At 68.3% G+C, this 16838-nt stretch carries 11 protein-coding genes; 6 read left to right on the forward strand and 5 right to left on the reverse strand.

Annotated features, from left to right (window positions below):
• Nucleotides 1–4 precede the first annotated feature (4 nt).
• The 3 genes from AB0K73_RS11255 to AB0K73_RS11265 form a co-directional block, all read right to left on the reverse strand.
• Nucleotides 5–973, reverse strand: coding sequence for an NAD-dependent epimerase/dehydratase family protein (locus AB0K73_RS11255; RefSeq protein ID WP_360512530.1), 969 nt, complete (start codon nucleotides 971–973; stop codon nucleotides 5–7).
• Nucleotides 970–2013, reverse strand: coding sequence for a glycosyltransferase (locus tag AB0K73_RS11260; RefSeq protein ID WP_360512528.1), 1044 nt, complete (start codon nucleotides 2011–2013; stop codon nucleotides 970–972). Before AB0K73_RS11260 ends, AB0K73_RS11255 begins: the two co-directional genes overlap by 4 nt.
• Nucleotides 2014–2116: 103 nt before the next feature.
• Nucleotides 2117–3484, reverse strand: a complete 1368-nt coding sequence (locus AB0K73_RS11265; protein WP_360512526.1) for a glycosyltransferase — start codon at nucleotides 3482–3484, stop codon at nucleotides 2117–2119.
• A gap of 119 nt (nucleotides 3485–3603) precedes the next feature.
• Here AB0K73_RS11265 and AB0K73_RS11270 point away from each other — a divergent pair, with 119 nt between their 5' ends.
• The 3 genes from AB0K73_RS11270 to AB0K73_RS11280 are packed head-to-tail and all read left to right on the forward strand — an operon-like array spanning nucleotide 3604 to nucleotide 9101.
• Nucleotides 3604–5904 carry a hypothetical protein gene (locus AB0K73_RS11270; protein WP_360512524.1) on the forward strand — a complete coding sequence of 767 codons (2301 nt, stop codon included), beginning with the start codon at nucleotides 3604–3606 and terminating at the stop codon, nucleotides 5902–5904.
• A 42-nt stretch (nucleotides 5905–5946) separates the two neighbouring features.
• A complete protein-coding gene (gene glf, locus AB0K73_RS11275; RefSeq protein ID WP_360512522.1) occupies nucleotides 5947–7095 on the forward strand; it encodes a UDP-galactopyranose mutase in 1149 nt (382 codons plus the stop codon).
• Nucleotides 7095–9101: a glycosyltransferase gene (locus tag AB0K73_RS11280; protein ID WP_360512520.1), complete on the forward strand. Its 2007-nt coding sequence runs from the start codon at nucleotides 7095–7097 to the stop codon at nucleotides 9099–9101. The genes glf and AB0K73_RS11280 overlap by 1 nt, the downstream gene beginning before the upstream one ends.
• Before the next feature lie 35 nt (nucleotides 9102–9136).
• Here the strand turns inward: AB0K73_RS11280 and AB0K73_RS11285 are convergent, their stop codons facing one another.
• Complete coding sequence (locus tag AB0K73_RS11285; RefSeq protein ID WP_360512518.1) at nucleotides 9137–12106, reverse strand: hypothetical protein; 2970 nt, start codon at nucleotides 12104–12106, stop codon at nucleotides 9137–9139.
• Nucleotides 12107–12198: 92 nt separating this feature from the next.
• Nucleotides 12199–13176 (reverse strand): GDP-L-fucose synthase, encoded by a 978-nt coding sequence (locus tag AB0K73_RS11290; protein WP_360512516.1) that lies wholly within the window; start codon nucleotides 13174–13176, stop codon nucleotides 12199–12201.
• A 102-nt stretch (nucleotides 13177–13278) separates the two neighbouring features.
• Here AB0K73_RS11290 and AB0K73_RS11295 point away from each other — a divergent pair, with 102 nt between their 5' ends.
• From AB0K73_RS11295 to AB0K73_RS11305, 3 genes are read left to right on the forward strand one after another with little or no spacing between them, the layout of a single operon-like run.
• On the forward strand, nucleotides 13279–14055 hold the full coding sequence (locus AB0K73_RS11295) for a glycosyltransferase (protein ID WP_360512514.1): 777 nt from the start codon (nucleotides 13279–13281) through the stop codon (nucleotides 14053–14055).
• On the forward strand, nucleotides 13986–15590 hold the full coding sequence (locus AB0K73_RS11300) for a DUF2142 domain-containing protein (RefSeq protein ID WP_360512512.1): 1605 nt from the start codon (nucleotides 13986–13988) through the stop codon (nucleotides 15588–15590). The genes AB0K73_RS11295 and AB0K73_RS11300 overlap by 70 nt, the downstream gene beginning before the upstream one ends.
• The gene (locus AB0K73_RS11305; RefSeq protein WP_360512510.1) at nucleotides 15590–16810 is read left to right on the forward strand and encodes a hypothetical protein; all 1221 of its coding nucleotides are present in this window, start codon (nucleotides 15590–15592) and stop codon (nucleotides 16808–16810) included. Before AB0K73_RS11300 ends, AB0K73_RS11305 begins: the two co-directional genes overlap by 1 nt.
• The last annotated feature ends 28 nt before the right edge of the window (nucleotides 16811–16838 follow it).

The raw sequence follows: 16838 nt of genomic DNA on the forward strand, positions 1-16838 counted from the left end.
GCGATCACGGGCCTGCGGCACCCGACTGGATGGCGCTGAGCAGGTCCGTCATGGTGGCGTGGATTCCGGCGGGCAGCGGGGTGAACTCCCGGCGATCGACCTCGGGCCACACGGTCGACGTGAGGCGGAGATCGTGGGCCTGGAGCGCCGCCGCAGCAGAACTGCCGAGCATGACGTGCGGATGCTGCTTCGCGAGGATCCGGAAATAGCCGAGAAGGTCGGCGATGGTGACCGCTTGCCCTGATGCGACGTTCTTCACGACCGTCACCGGTTCGGATTCGAGGAATGAGCGCTCCACGATGTCGCAGATGAGTTGGCCGCAGTCCCTCGTGAAGATGTAGTCGCGCATGGTGTCGAGGGACACGTAGATCGACGCCGGCGTGGGCGAGAACTGCGCGCGCGCCAGATGCGAGATGAGGCCCTGCATCTTGTCGAGACGCTGGCCGGGTCCGTAGAGGTTGGCGATTCGGCCGAGCACGACGGTCACCGGGTGAGTGGAGGCGAATCCACGCAATGCCTGTTCGCAGGCGAGCTTGTACCTTCCGTACGGTGAGATCGGGACCGGCGGCGTCGACTCGTCGAACGGAGGCCGGTCGGACCCCGCGTAGACGCCACCAGCCGACGAGGCGAAGAACACGGTGCCCCGTCGCCCCGCGCCCGTCGCATCGAGTGGTCCGGCGATGGCGTCGATCACCGCCCTGAACTCGGCGAGCTCCGCATCGAGTACGGATTGCGGGCTGCTCGTGACGGCAACCCCCGCCGCCCAGATGATGACCCATCGGTCGCCGGGCCGGTCCGACGCTTCGAAGAGCGCTGACGCTTCGCGTTCGACCGCCGAGGCGAGGGATGTGCCGGTACCCCAGGGCAGGGGCGCGGCGTCTCGTACGTTCCAGTCGGAACGCTGCCGTGCCGCTCCGGCGATGGCGCCACCGAGCAGACCGCGAGCACCGATCACCCAGGCGTGGGTGGTCACGGCTTCTCGGGACGGCTCTGTCCGATGGGACCGTGGGCGGGCTCGTGCGGACGGCCCTGGGGCAGGCGGTCGGGTGAGGGTACCGGAGGCCGGCGCCGGCCGAGGGGACCGCGGTCGGGATCGCTGGTGATGAGGTACGGCGGCTTGCCCATGGCCATGTTCACGTTGATGCCGATGTACTCGGCGATGATGCCGAGCGAGAACAGGATCGCCCCCGACGTGATGAGCACGATCATGATCGTCGACGCCCAGCCGGCCGTATCGATCTGCCCGGTCAGGCGTTCGATGAGCACGTAGACCGCCATGGCCGCGCCGAGCGCGGCGAACGCCACGCCGAGCAGGCTCACGAATCTGAGGCCCCGCGTGCCGCTCGTGAGGATCATGCGCCAGAAGTGGGAGAAGAGCCGGCGCGTCGAGTAGCCGGAGGTGCGGGCGCCCTCGTGGCGGAGCTCCACCGGGGACGAGACCGTCTTGTTCGACACCCAGCCCATGGCCACGTCGAGGTAGACGCCGGATCCCGAGTACGCCGCGACGCTCCGGCCGATACTGCCGAGGACGAGCCGATAGCTCTGGTAGTCAGGTGCGTTCGATCCCGCGAACAGCTTCGTGAGCAGCCATTTCGCGCCTCGTGACGCGGTGTTGCGGAGCGCACCGTGCGGCGGCGTGTTGGTGGGCTTGGCATAGACCACGCTCGCCTGCTCCCGCATCGCCGTGTCGAGCAGGTCCCCGATCATGGCCGGATCGTGCTGTCCGTCCTCGTCGAGCGTGACGATCCAGTCCCCCCCGGAAGAGGCCATGCCGGCGAGCGTTGCGGCGTGCTGGCCGAAATTGCGACTCAGCCAGACCGCGCGGACGAAATCGAACCGGGCCTCGAGGTCGCGAATCACCCGTGCCGAACCATCCGGCCCGTTGTCGAAGACGAGGAGCACCTCCTCGACCCGGAACCGATGTCCTTCGGCCGTCGAAGCGGGGTGCGTCAGCGGTGCGATCTCGTCGAGAAGCCCGGGGAGGGTCGCTTCGCCCTGGTATACCGGTACCACGATGGAGATTCGGTGATCCACGTCAGCGGGCAGGGGAGCACCATCCGTCACGGAAGGCGACGTTACCACAGCGACACCTCGCCCCATCCGAACCCGACAGCGCTCATGAGGCACCTCGGGGCGTCGACTCGCCGGCCCGCGACATCCGTCGAGCGAGGTAGACGTAGGCGAACCGTCGAAGCGTCGCCATCAGGCGCGCGCGTGCGTTGCCGACGGTCAGGGTGACGCGTCCGACGACGTCGGGATGTTGCTCGTGGAGCCAGCGGTGGAACCCGATCGCCTGCTCGGCCTGCTGCTTCGCGAGACGTACGCTCCATTGGCTGTCGGAGATGCGGAACCCCGCAAGCGATCCGGGGACACCGACGAAGTCGCCTCGGAGGAGGACCTTCGCGTAGGTCGCCTCGTCGATGAGGTACGGCCAGCGCGAGTCCCACCAGCCGACCGCTTCGAGCTGGTCTCGGCGCATCAGCACGCATCCTGGTTCGCCGAAGACGTTGGTGCCATGACGGACCGTCGACCGGATCGCATCGACTCCCCGGTGCCGGCCCAGCAGGCCGGGGAGGCCACGCCCGGTCATCACCGGCTGCCCATTCGCATCGACGATGTCGCGTGCCGACGCTGCGAGCACGGCCCCGGGAGTACCGGCGAGCGCCGCCACCTGTGCCGTGACGATCTCGGGATCGAGCAGGTCATCGCCGCAGACGAGCTTGAGGTACTCGCCGTTCGCCGCTCGGCTCACGCGGTTCCAGTTCCGCAGTGCCCCGCCGCCGGCCGGGGTTTCCAGGAGGGTCACGCGCTCGTCGTCCTCGTACCGGCGCATGACCGCGAGCGTCCCGTCGGACGACGCGTGGTCTGCGATGATCACCTCGAGGTTCGGGTACGTCTGGGCGAGCACCGAATCGATCGTGTCGGCGAGGTATTCGGCGTTGTTGTACGCCGGGATCACGATCGAGACGAGCGGCTTCGCGGCGCCCGCATCCCCGGATGCGGCAGGGCTTTCGGAGGGCCGTTCGCCAGTGAGGGAGCCCGGCCGGTGGAACGAGAAGCCGCGGTGCCCGAAGTAGCTGACGAGGGTCGTGACGACCACGATGAGCGCCTGCGCCGGGATCACCGCCAATCCACCGAGTTCCACGAGCAACGGCAGGAGCGCGGCGTTGATGCCGAGCGAGACGAGATACACGAGCTCGAATCGCCCGAGATCGCGGAACACATGACCGCGCACCTTGAACACGAAGGTCCGGTACAGGACGAAGGCGCACAGCACGCTGAACACGTGGGCGAACGCCAGGGTGGCGAGGTAGCCCCAGATCTGGCCGATCGTGTATTCGAAGAACACGAAGAAGAGGAAGCCGACGACCGTGTTGGTGCCGCCGACGAGGAGGAACGCGACCTTCTGGTTGCGGATGAGTCGCAGGAGTGGGCCTGGCGAACCCTGCATGCCCGCCGGTGGCTGAGGGGTCTCGACGGCCATGCTGGACACCTCGGAACTCATCGGAAAGGGACTCCTGCTCTGCGAACGCTCGACCGACAGGATACCCGCGGTCCGCTGGGCGGACGCTGACCCGGTCGGAGGTGCGGGATAATCCTCGGGTGAAGCCGAAACTCGCCTGGCCGCTCGCCGCCCTAGCGGCCATCCTGGTCGGCGCCGCGATCCCCCTCCTCTACTACCCGACCTTCTACTTCGCCGACGACACCCAGGCCGGAGCATTCGGGCAGTGGTACAAGATCGGCGACCGCATCCTCGAGGGCGACTGGTCGTTCATCAATCCGACGGTGTGGCAGTCGGGCAACTACCTGGCCGAAGGAGCCTGGGGCATCTTCAGTCCCGTGCTCTGGGCCGTCGGACTCGCCTCGCATCTGCTTCCCGACATCGTCGTCTTCTCGACGATCGTGAAGTGGACGTGCATGCTGGTCGCAGGTCTGGGCGTCTACCTCCTCTCTCGCGAGTTCAGCGCCAGTCGTCCGTGGGCGGCCGTCGTGGCCGTCGCGGCGCCGCTGGCCGGCTTCACGCTCTACATGGATGCCCCCTCGTGGGTCAACGGCCTCATGGCCTGGTCGCTGCTGCCGTTGACGTGGTGGCTCATCCGGCGAGCCGCGGTTCGCGGTGCCTCCGTGTTCCCGGCCGTCGCCGCGGCGTTCGCCATGATCGGCATCGGCTACGTGCATGGGACGCTCTTCCTCGCCGTCGTGCTCATCGCGACCCTGATCGAGTCGGCGCTGGTGCACGGAAGAGGCGCAGTCCTCCGTACGCTCATGACCGCTGTGTTCGCGGGGCTCTTCGCGGTGATCGTGCATCTCCCGGCATTGCTCACGTCGCCCGTGAGCGGGCGGTCGAGCGGGCTGTTCAACACCGGTCTGCTGACGGTCGACCTGACGGATCTCGCGGCGGCGGCGAGCGCCGTCGCCTTTCCCACCATGCGGTACTTCTTCGAAGGCGGGCCGAACGCGCCGATCTTCTACATCGCCTGGTTCCTCCCGTTGCTCGCGTTCGTACGGTGGTCGCGCCTCGTCGGACTGCTGCGCTCGCGGATCAGCGTCGTGATCGTCCTCGGCGTCGCGACGTTCGCCGTGCTACTCCCGAGTGATGTCGGGCCCCTCCGTTTCCCCGTCCGGCTCATGCCCTACCTTGCGCTCTGCGTGCTCGTCATCTTCGCCATCGCGATGTCGTCGGCGCGTCTCGAGGTCGTCACCCGACGTCGCTACTTCGCGGCAACCGCGTGGTATGCGCTGAGCGTGTGGTTCGCCTTCACCCAGGCGCCGCAGTTCCGGAACGTGTACCTCGCCATCACCGTGCTCGGACTGGTCGGCATCTGGGTGCTCTACCGGATGTTCGGCGAGCGCGGGCTTCCCCTCCTCGGTGGGATCCGAGGCGGTCCGCTCCAGGGGCATGCCACGGTGGTCGCGGCGATCGGCATCGTGGCGGTGGGGCTCGTGCTGCTCTTCCCGCAGCATTCGACGCACCGACAGGCTCCGGTGCGCGAGTACGGGGTTCCGACGAAGATCGCCGACTACCGGACCCAGCTGACGACGGCCGTCCACGGCGACATCCTGGTGGTCGGCGGGCCCGGCGTCGGTGAGGAGACGACGTTCCCCTGGTCGGAATCCGTCGTATCGAACCTCTGGTATGTGACCGGGAAGCCGGTCCAGAACGCCTACACGTCCGTGTTCTATGCGCCGTACGCCGAGGCCACGTGCATGGCCTACAACGGCGTGACGTGCACGGAACTCTACGAGACGCTGTTCGACCGCCAGCCCGACACCGGCCTGCCCCTGGTCGACCTGCTGAGCGTGAGCTCGGTCCAGGTCGTGAAGATCGGGGTGTCGGAGCGCGTCTGGAAGCCGGTGCCCGAGGGTTGGCGCATCGCGGAGGACACCGAGGACACCCGGCTCATCGTGAGGGAGTCGCCCGTCGACGGTTCGGGCGGAGTGGTCTGGACCTCGCCCGGAACGACGATCGAGATGCTGCACAACGACGCCATGGGCGCCTCCTTCCGCGTCGAGGAGATCGGTGACGCCGGTGGAAGCGTGGCCCTCAGTCGGATCACCTGGCCCGGGTACCGCGTCGACGGCGCGACCATCGCCGACGAACGCGTCGAGGACTTCCTCATGACCCTCGACCTGGACGAGGGCACAAAGGGTCGCGTCGTGACGGTCTCGTACTGGGCGCCGGGCTGGCAACTCCAGGTCGCCGCCGGTGCGTCGATCGTGATCTTCGCCGGTGCGTGGATCCTGTTCACGAGGCACGGTCGCCGGCGCCGGACCTCGCAGGACGGGTCGCCGGCCGGGCGGATGGATGCGCTGGCGCTGGCCGCCGTATCGCGCGACGGAGACGGCCCCGAAGCGACTGCTCCGCGAACGGACGCGTCCGAGCTGGAGCCGGCTCCACGGTAGGATTGCCATTCGGCTCGCCCGATCTCGCTGTGAAGGATGAATGTGAACGTTGACCTCGTCGTTGTCGGATCCGGGTTCTTCGGGCTCACGATCGCAGAGCGGGCGGCGAGTGAGCTCGGGCTCGAGGTCGTGGTCATCGATCGCCGCGACCACATCGGCGGCAACGCGTACAGCGAGGTGGATCCCGAGACCGGGATCGAGGTGCACCGTTACGGCGCGCACCTGTTCCACACCTCGAACCCGTCGGTCTGGGACTACGTCAACCGGTTCACGACGTTCACCGGATATCAGCACAAGGTGTACACCACGCACCGGGGCGAAGTGTTCCCGATGCCGGTCAACCTCGGCACCATCAACCAGTTCTTCAGGAGCGCCTACAGCCCCGCGGAGGCGCGGGCCCTGATCCAGGAGCAGGCCGCCGAACTCGAGACCGGTGAGGCCCGCAACTTCGAGGAGAAGGCGATCTCGCTCATCGGGAGGCCGCTGTACGAGGCGTTCTTCCGCGACTACACGGCGAAGCAATGGCAGACGGATCCGAAGGACCTGCCGGCCGAGGTCGTGAGTCGGCTGCCCGTGCGGTACACCTACGACAACCGGTACTTCAACGATACGTTCGAAGGCCTGCCGACCGACGGGTACACCGCCTGGATCGAGCGGATGGCCGATCACCCCGGCATCGAGGTCCGCCTGTCGACCGACTTCTTCGATGTCTCGCAGCCGATCAACAAGGCAGCGACGGTCGGGCAGGTCCCGGTCGTCTACACCGGACCGGTCGACCGCTACTTCGACTACGCGAACGGCGCGCTCACATGGCGCACCCTCGACTTCGAACGCGAAGTGCTCCAAGTAGGCGACTTCCAGGGAACCCCAGTGATGAACTACGCCGATCTCGACACGCCCTACACCCGGATCCACGAGTTCCGGCACTTCCACCCCGAGCGCGAGTATCCGCGCGACAAGACGATCATCATGCGGGAGTTCTCACGGTTCGCCGAACGTGGCGACGAACCCTACTACCCGGTGAACACGGCAGCCGATCGCGAGGGCCTGCTCTCCTACCGGGAGCTCGCGAAGGAGGAGCCGGGCGTGTTCTTCGGCGGCCGGCTCGGCACCTACCAGTACCTCGACATGCACATGGCGATCGGCTCGGCGCTCTCGATGTTCGAGAACAAGCTGAGGCAAGCGCTCTGATGGCGCGCACGAGGGCGGCCGGATCCGTCGAACCGCTCGAGGTGCTCCAGCGGGTCGTGTTCCCCGAACACGGCGACCCGCAGGCGCTCCCGCTGTACATCGACCCCGAGGCATGGGCCGTGCTCCCAGTGGCGGACGCCGCCAAGGAGCGCCTCGCGAGGGCGCGCGGCTTCCTCGAGGACGGGCACGCGCGCGCCCCCCTCCGTCTCACGAGCAGATCCGGTAGCGGATGGCTCGAAGGACGGCGTGGTCTCCGGGTGCCTGCGCACGAGAAACTGTCGCTTGCGACCTACTTCAACGCGTTCCCTGCGAGCTACTGGAACGCGTGGACCTCGCTGAGCGGTGTCGTACTCCGCGTCCGCACCCGCGGTTCCGGCCAGATCGTCGTCTACCGGTCGAATGCGCGCGGGGTCATCCAGCGCGTCGATGGTGCGAACGTGTCGGGGGAGTCGGAATCGGTGTTCCGCATCCCCTTCTCATCGTTCCTGGACGGTGGCTGGCTCTGGTTCGACCTTCACGCCGAGGAGATTCCGTTCGAGCTCCTCGAGGCGGACTGGTGCGCACCGGCGGGCGAAGCGGCCAAGCGTGGGGGCGCGACGATCTCGATCACGACCTTGAACCGTGGCGACTACTGCACCGCGCTGCTCTCGGCCATCGGCAGCGATGAGGTCGTGATGGAACTGATCGACCGGATCATCGTCGTCGACCAGGGCAGCCAGAAGATCGTCGACAACGCAGGGTATGCGGAGGCGAGACGAATCCTGGGCGATCGCCTGGAGGTGATCGAGCAGGCCAACCTCGGAGGTTCGGGAGGCTTCGCCCGCGGCATGCTCGAGACGAGCGAGGCGGGGGAATCCGATTACGTCCTCCTCCTCGACGACGACGTCGAGGTGGAGCCCGAGGCGATCCGGCGCGCCGTGAGGTTCGCCGACCACTGCCGTACGCCCACCATCATCGGCGGGCACATGTTCGATATGTACGACAAGGCCAAGCTGCACGCCTTCGCGGAGGGGATCCAGTGGAGCCCGTTCATCTGGGGGCCCCTGACGCCCGATCGACACGACTTCGCCGAGTCGAACCTCCGCCAGACCCGGTGGATGCATCGTCGCTTCGATGTCGACTACAACGGTTGGTGGATGTCGCTGATCCCGGTGTCCATCGTCCGGGAGATCGGGCTGTCGTTGCCGGTGTTCATCAAGTGGGACGACGCCGAGTACTCGCTTCGCGCTCGTGAGGCCGGATACGCCACCGTGAGCCTCCCCGGCGCCGCCGTCTGGCACGTCTCATGGGTGGACAAGGACGACTCCCACGACTGGCAGGGCTTCTTCCACGCGCGCAATCGCCTCATCGCCGCGCTCCTGCATTCGCCGCATGCCCGTGGCGGGCGGCTCGGCCGGGCGTTCCTCGCTCAGGACTTCAAGAACCTGCTCACCATGGACTACTACACCGTGGCCATGAAACATGCGGCGATCCAGAGCGTTCTGGATGGACCCGAGCGCCTCCACACCGACATGGTGGATCGCCTCGCCCGTGTGCGCGCGTCGGCTGCCGGGTTCACGGAGGCGCAACCGATCCGGGATTTCGCGACGATCCCGCATTTCGCTGCCCGAGAGGTCCCGTCCGTCAAGTTGGGCACCGTCGAGACGGGACCGACGGGGCTCGGGTTCGTGTGGTGGCTGGCGCGTCAGGTGGTCCGGCATTCATGGAGCCGACCGCATCGAGGTGCGTCCGAGCGGCCCGACGCGCACCTCCCCTACCAGGACGCGCGTTGGCATTCGGTGCCCGCGTACGACAGCGTCCTGATCACGAACGCCGAAGGCTCGGCGGTGAGCTGGCACGTACGGAATCCGCGTCGGTTCCGAACCCTCCTGAGCCGGAGCATCCGGATGGCTCGCCTCATGCGGCGACGATGGCCCGAGCTCTCCCGCGAGTACCGCGCCGCGCTCGGCGGCATCACCTCGAGCGAGCGATGGCAGCGCACGTTCGACGAGGTGGCGAAGGGCTGAGGCACCGGGCCGGCGTCGCGGGTGATCGCTCGCGATCAGGGTTGGACGTACTGGGTGAGGCATCCGACGAGTTGTTCGGCGCCGGCTCGGGTGAGGACGTAGACGCAGACGTTGTGGTTGCCGGTGGTGGTGGGGATCGATCCGCGGTAGCCGTGGTTGTCGCCGGTGCCGGGGTACTTGGCGTCGAGTCCGGGGCTGGGCTGGTTCGCGGTCAGCGGGTGGCGGACGCCGTCGATGGAGACGGTGACGGTCGCGGTCTCGGTTCGTGCGTCGGGGTGGAACGCCCAACCGGTGACGGTGACGGCACCTCCGGTGCCGGTGGAGGTCGACCATTCGGCGACCGGTCCGGTGGTGACGTTCTGGGTGAGGCATCCGAGGAGGGTTTCGCCGGCGGTCGGATGCACCGCGTAGACGCAGACCCGGTGGTTGCCTGGTGAGGCGGGGATGGATGCGCGGTAGCCGTGGTTGTCGCCGGCGCCCGGGTATCTCGAGTTGAGTCCGGGGCTTGGCTGATCGGCGGGCACGAGCGTGCGGACCCCGTCGATGTACACCGCCGCGGAGACCGTCCTGGTCGGGTCGTCGGTGTAGAACGCCCAGCCCGACACCTGCACGGCACCGCCCACGCCGGTCGACGTCGACCACTCCGCCGTCGCCCTCACCGGCTCGACGTACTGGGTGAGGCATCCGACGAGTTGTTCGGCGCCGGCTCGGGTGAGGACGTAGACGCAGACGTTGTGGTTGCCGGTTGTGGTGGGGATCGATCCGCGGTAGCCGTGGTTGTCGCCGGTGCCGGGGTACTTGGCGTCGAGTCCGGGGCTGGGCTGGTTCGCGGTCAGCGGGTGGCGGACGCCGTCGATGGAGACGGTGACGGTCGCGGTCTCGGTTCGTGCGTCGGGGTGGAACGCCCAACCGGTGACGGTGACGGCACCTCCGGTGCCGGTGGAGGTCGACCATTCGGCGACCGGTCCGGTGGTGACGTTCTGGGTGAGGCATCCGAGGAGGGTTTCGCCGGCGGTCGGATGCACCGCGTAGACGCAGACCCGGTGGTTGCCTGGTGAGGCGGGGATGGATGCGCGGTAGCCGTGGTTGTCGCCGGCGCCCGGGTATCTCGAGTTGAGTCCGGGGCTTGGCTGATCGGCGGGCACGAGCGTGCGGACCCCGTCGATGTACACCGCCGCGGAGACCGTCCTGGTCGGGTCGTCGGTGTAGAACGCCCAGCCCGACACCTGCACGGCACCGCCCACGCCGGTCGACGTCGACCACTCCGCCGTCGCCCTCACCGGCTCGACGTACTGGGTGAGGCATCCGAGCAGTGTCTCTCCGACCGAACGGTGCGTCGAGTACACGCAGACCCGGTGGTTCCCGACCGTCGCAGGGATCGAAGCCGTGTACCCGTGTCGATCCCCGACACCCGGGTACCGGGCGTCCAGGCCGGGGCTCGGCGAGTTGGCCGACACCTTGTGCCGCGTGCCGTCGATGTCCACGGAGATGGGCACCGTCGTCGTCGGTGCGTCGGGATAGAAGCTCCACCCGGTGACCCGCACGGCGCCGCCGGTCCCGGTCGAGGTCGACCACTCGGAGATGGGACCCTGGGTCACCGTCTGGGTGAGGCATCCGACGAGCGATTCGCCGACGCTTCGGTGCAGGACGTACACGCAGACCGGATGCGTTCCCGGCGGCACCGGAACGGTCCCCGAGTACCCGTGCATGCGGCCGGCGCTCGGGAAGCGTGCAGCCGCGGCATCCGAAGGCTTGTCCGCAGTGAGCGTGAAACGCGTCGGGCCGACGGCGACGGACACACGGGCCGTCTCCGCGAGGGCGTTCGGGTAGACCGCCCACCCGGTGACCGTGACGCCGCCATCCCCATGCGAGGTGGTCCATTCCGCGACCGGGGCGGGAAGGACCGTCAGGTTCAGGCATCCGAGCAGGAGCTGACCACCTGATCGCGTCGATGCTGAGACGCAGACGTAGTAGTCGCCCGGCGGAGTCCGGATGGTCCCGGCGAAGCCGTGGTTGTCGCCCGCGCCCGGGATGACGCCGTTCACCCCCGGGCTCGGTCCATCCGCGCGGAGGGTGTAGCTGTTCGAGCCGATCTGCACGATCGCGTTGCCCACCTCGGTCGGGGCATCGGGGTAGGCGACCCAGCCCGTGACCGTCACGCCGCCGTCGCCCGAGACCGTGTTCCAGGCGCCCCTCGGCGGCACCCCGGTGGGCGAGCCGAACCAGTCGGTGTAGATGCGCCAGAAGTTCCGGTTCCCGTACGCGGAGCACGCGTCCCCGGTGCCGTAGAGATTGGCGAGGGCGGCAGCGTTCGGCTGGTACGGCGTGTAGTTGTAGAGTCCGGCCGTGGCCGTGTTCTCGATGAAGACGGAACTCGACCCGCATGCCGCGTTCGGGTGGTACAGGATGGAGTTGGTGCGGCCGGCGACGTGCTTCCAGTTCGTCGGGTTCGCCGCGTAGCGCTTGAACTGCAGCGCCGCCATGTACACCTGATTGAAGAACCCGTAGTACGTCGCGTCGCAGTCCGCGGTGTCCGGACAGCCGTACCCGGTTGCGCTTCGATACTGGCGATCCGTCGGCCAGGAGTCCGTGACGAGTCCCTGTTCCTTCTGGAGCAGGGTGAGCATTGCCTTCTGGCTGATTCCGCACGCCTGTCCGACCCGCGTGATGATGCTCGCCGCCGACTCCCGTGCCGAACCGGAGTACGCCGCGCAGTTGCCGCTCTCGGCGGGCTTGGACGGCGTCGCCGCGGCGTAGTCCTTCAGACAGGTGTATCCGGCTCGGCACGTTGGCACCTGCGCCGTGAGGAAGGCCTGGACCTGCTCGGTGGTCATCGCCGAGCCGTTGTAGAAGTTCGCATCGCTGATGAGGTTCCCCGCCCGGAACTGCGAGGCGTCCGCTGCCTGCGCCTCAGTCTGAGGCGGCGCGAGACCGGTCGATGAAACGAATACCAGGGCCGAGGCGGCGAGGCACGCGACGGTCAGCGACACCAGCAGTCGTCGCACCCGCGAGTTCCGTCCCCGCCCGAACCCCATGCCTCACGATCGCACAGGCTCACCCGCAGGGTTGGTCGCCACGCCCCGGGGCGCGAATCGCCTCAGCTCGAGCGAAGCGCGTCGAGGTGGGAGAGGTACCAGTCGTACGTGGCGGCCAGGCCGGCATCCAGGGTGGTCGTGGCGCGCCACCCGAGTGCGTTGATCCTCGAGACATCCAACAGCTTCCGCGGAGTCCCGTCGGGCTTCCTGGTGTCGTAGGTCACACGTCCCTCGTAGCCCACGACGGCTGCGATCTTCGCGGCCAGGTCGGCGATCGAGATGTCTTCGCCGACGCCAACGTTGATGGTCTGCGGCGAATCGTAGTGCTCGAGGAGGTGTACGGCGGCCGAGGCGAGGTCGTCCACGTAGAGGAACTCGCGAAGCGGTGTGCCGGTGCCCCAGATGACGACCTCCCCGGCCCCGGCGAGCTTGGCTTCGTGGAAACGCCGGATGAGCGCAGGCAGGACGTGCGAATGCTCGGGATGGAAGTTGTCACCCGGCCCGTACAGGTTCGTCGGCATCGCCGAGATCCACTTGCGGCCGTATTGCCGGCGTGCTGCCTGGACCTGCATGATCCCGGTGATCTTCGCGATCGCGTAGGCATCGTTCGTCGGCTCCAGGGCGCCGGTGAGCAGCGAGTCCTCCCGAATGGGCTGTTCGGCGAACTTGGGGTAGATGCACGACGATCCGAGGAAGAGCAGCCGGTCGACGTCGACCGCGTTCGCCGCATCCATGAGGTTCACCTGAATCTGGAGGTTGTCGCTCAGGAACTCCGCGGGGTACGTGTTGTTGGCAAGGATCCCGCCGACCCGGGCGGCCGCGTCGATCACGACGGCGGGCCGTTCCCGCTCCATGAACGCGAAGACCGCGTCCCTGTCGCGGAGGTCGAGTTCGGTCGAACGGCGACCGATGAGATCGGTGAAGCCGAGATCGACGAGTTGCCGCCAGATCGCTCCTCCGACCAACCCGGTGTGACCCGCGACGAACACCCTCGCGGCCCGGTCGAGGGGTCGGACGTCGGTCTCGGCTGTGCTGTTCACCGTTCGGTGCTCCTCAGGTCGGCTGCGGCGGATGCGCCACAGGACAGGATAGCCCGGCGCCGGGGCCGGGTCCCCGGAGTGAGGCCCCGTACACTCTTCTCGATGCTTCCCTCAGAGATCCTCGTCGTCCTGCCGACCCTCGGCGACCGACTCGACACCCTTGCCGAAACCCTCGCCTCCGTCGACGCCCAGCGTCGCGATGTGCCGCTCACGCTCGTCGTGGTCGCACCTCCCACGGCCGTCGACGCCCGCAGCCTCGCGGCAGAGGCCGGAGCGGTCGTCATCGACGACCCCAAGGAGGGCATCTCCGCCGCCATCAATCGCGGGCTGTCGGCAAGGACCACCGAGCTGTACTACGCGTGGATCGGCGACGACGACCTCTTCCGGCCCGGCGGCCTTGCACGCCTCCGCTCGCTGCTCCAGCAGCACCCCGACGCGGTCCTCGCGTACGGCGGATGCGACTACATCGACCCGACCGGGCGCACCCTCGCCGTGAGCAACGCCGGTCGCCTCGCGCAGTTCCTGCTGCCATGGGGGCCCGACCTCATCCCGCACCCCGGCACCATCGTCCGCCTCGACGCGTTGGAGGCGATCGGGGGCTTCGACGTGGAACTCCGCTTCGCGATGGATCTCGATGCGTTCCTGACGCTCCGCTCGCACGGTCGGTTCGTCTTCACGCGGGAATCCGTCTCGGCGTTCCGGTGGCATCCCGACTCGCTCACGGTCGCGAACCGACGCAATTCCTCGCTCGAGTCCGAGGCGGTGAAGCGACGTCACCTGCCGCGGTGGCTCCAGCCGCTCAGTCCGTTATGGATCTATCCGGTGCGGTGGGCGTCGGCGGTGGCAGCCGATCGGGTCAGTTCGCGGGCGCGCGCATGAACGTCGGGCATCCCGCCGCGGAGGCGACCGAGCCGACGGAGCCGGTTCGTCGCCGGCGTCGCGCCCCGCTCCTCGCGCTCGCTCCGTTCCTCGCCGTCATCGCCCTCCTCGCGTGGGCGTTCGCCTCGCCCGTCGGATCGAGCCCCGACGACGACTTCCACCTCCCGAGCATCTGGTGCGGGGTCGGCGAGCGACCAGGTCTCTGCGAGGAGACCGGTGATCCCTCCACCCGTGCGGTGCCGGCCGAGGTCGCGTCCGCCTCGGAGTGCTATCGCCACGAACCCGAGACCAGCGCGGCGTGCGCGGAGGACCTGAGCGGCAGAGCGGCCGCCGAGCTCGACGAGACCGACCGCGGTAACTTCCAGAACAACTACCCGCCCGTGTACTACGCGGTGATGAGCCCGTTCGCGAGTGTCGAGGTCGAGGCATCCGTCATCGCGATCAGGACCGTGAACATCGTCCTCTTCGTCGGCATCACGACGCTTCTCTACGCGCTGCTTCCTGTGACGAGGAGGACGACACTGCTGCTGGCCTGGCTGGCCGGCTCCGTCCCGCTCGGGGTGTTCCTCATCGCGTCGACGAATCCGAGCGCCTGGGCCGTCATCTCCGGCGGCAGCCTGTGGCTGGCGTTGCTCGCGTACTTCGAGTCGACCGGTTGGCGGCGCATCGCTTCGGGCGTGCTCGCCGTCGCGCTGCTCGTGATGGCGGCAGGCGCCCGGGGCGACGCCGCGGTCTACTCGGTGATCGCGTCCGCCGCGGTGGTGCTGTTGACGATGCGACGAGATCGCGAGTACTGGCTTCGCGCGCTGCTGCCGATCGGGATGGTCGTCGTCGCCGTCCTGATGTACTTCTCCTCGGCCCAGTCGGGGGTGTCGACCACCGGCGTCGGCGACGGAGCGACATCCCAGGAGGAGAAGCCGAGTGCCGCGTCGGTGCTGCTCCACAACCTGCTGAACGTGCCGTCGCTGTGGGAGGGCGTCTTCGGATCGTGGAGCCTCGGGTGGTTCGACACGCCCATGCCGTACGTGGTCTCGACCGGAGCATTCGCCGTCGCGGCCGCTCTCGTCTTCGCCGGGCTCAGATCGCAGTCGTGGCGGAAGACGGTCGCGCTCGTCGTCATCGGGCTGGCTCTGGCGGCCTTCCCGATTTACATCCTGCAGCAGAGCCGCGACCTGGTCGGCGTGAACGTGCAGCCGAGGTACCTCCTGCCGTTGATCATCCTGTTCATCGGCATCGCACTCCTCCGGGTCGACCGGCACCGCCTGCGGTTCGGCGAGGTCCAGCTCATCGCCGTCGGACTGGTACTCGTCGTCGCGTTCACGGCCGCGTTGCACGCCGACATCCGTCGCTACACGAGCGGTGTCGGGAACGGCGGCTGGAACCTCAATGCGGACGCCGACTGGTGGTGGTCGAGTGCGCCCGCGCCCATGGTGGTCTGGATCGTGGGTTCGCTCGCGTTCGCCGCTCTCGTGGTGGTCCTGCTGCTCGAGGTCCGCCGGCCTACGCGTCCCCTCGCGGCCCCCTCAGGTCTGTGATGTCCCGCGCGCGCGCGCTCCTGCGATTCGGCGGGGGATACGGGCTCGCCGTGGTGACCGGCGGCGTCCTCAGCATCGCGGTCATCCCCGTCGTGATCCTCGCCGCCGGCGAGCAGAGCTGGGCGACGATCGCCGTGGCGCAGGCGGTCGGCGGCTTCGCGTTCGTGTTCGTCGCGGGAGGGTGGGGCGTCACCGGTCCCACCGCGACCGCCGCGCTGCCCGAAGCCGAGCGGGGCCAGTACTACCGGGACTCGGTCGCCACGCGTGGCTGGCTCTTCGTCGCGATCATCGGTCCGGCGAGCGCCATCGCAGTCCTCCTCACGCAGGACCAGCCATGGCTGGCAGCGATGACGGTCGCCGGAGGCCTGATGGCGGCGCTGTCCGCCGGGTGGTTCTACGTGGGGGAGTCGAGCCCCATCCGCTTCCTGCTCATCGACACGCTTCCGCGGAATGTCGCCACGGTGGTCGGGGCGATCGTGCTCCTCGGCACCGGCGACGCGCTCTGGTTCGTGACCGCTCAGTTCATCGGCGCGCTGCTCGCCTGCGTCGTGGCCACGGTGGACATCCTGCGCCGGTACCCGGCGGGGCGATGGGTCATGCGGCCGATCACCTCGTTCGGGCGGCTGCGAGGTCAGTCGTCGGCCATCACCATGGCCGCCACCGCCGCGGTCTACGTCAACCTGCCGATCGTCATCGTGCAGGTGTTCATCCCGGCAGCGACCGCGTACTACGCGTTGGCCGAGCGGCTGCTGCGGATGACCCTGTACGCGACCAGGCCGTTCGTGCAGTTCTCGCAGGGATACGTGCCCGATCCCGACCCGTCCCGGCAGTCCGTCCGCGCGACGCGGGTCACCGCCCTGGCGCTGGCCTCGGGCGTGCTCGGCGGCGCGGCCTACGCGATCGGCGGTCCGTTCGCCTCGGACCTCCTTTCAGGCGGCACGCTGCCGATGACCCTCCCCCTGTCGATACCGCTCGGAATCGCCCTGGCTGCGATGCTCGGTTCGCAGGTGACCGGGTTCGCCTGCCTGACTGCGTTCGGCCTCGCCCGCACGCTGGCGCAGAGCACCGTGGTGGGTGCGGTGCTCGGCGCGATCACCATGGTGCCGGCGGCGATCGTGTTCGGAGTCGAGGGGCTCGCGTGGGCGCTGGCCGCCTCCGAGCTCGCGGTCCTCGCCGTGCAGCTCGTGAAGCTGCGACCGCATCTCACCCGACTGTCCTGATCGCGGAGCGGTCCTCCTCGACCACGGT

It is taken from the genome of Agromyces sp. NPDC052230, from assembly GCF_040679595.1.
Taxonomy (GTDB): Bacteria; Actinomycetota; Actinomycetes; order Actinomycetales; family Microbacteriaceae; genus Agromyces.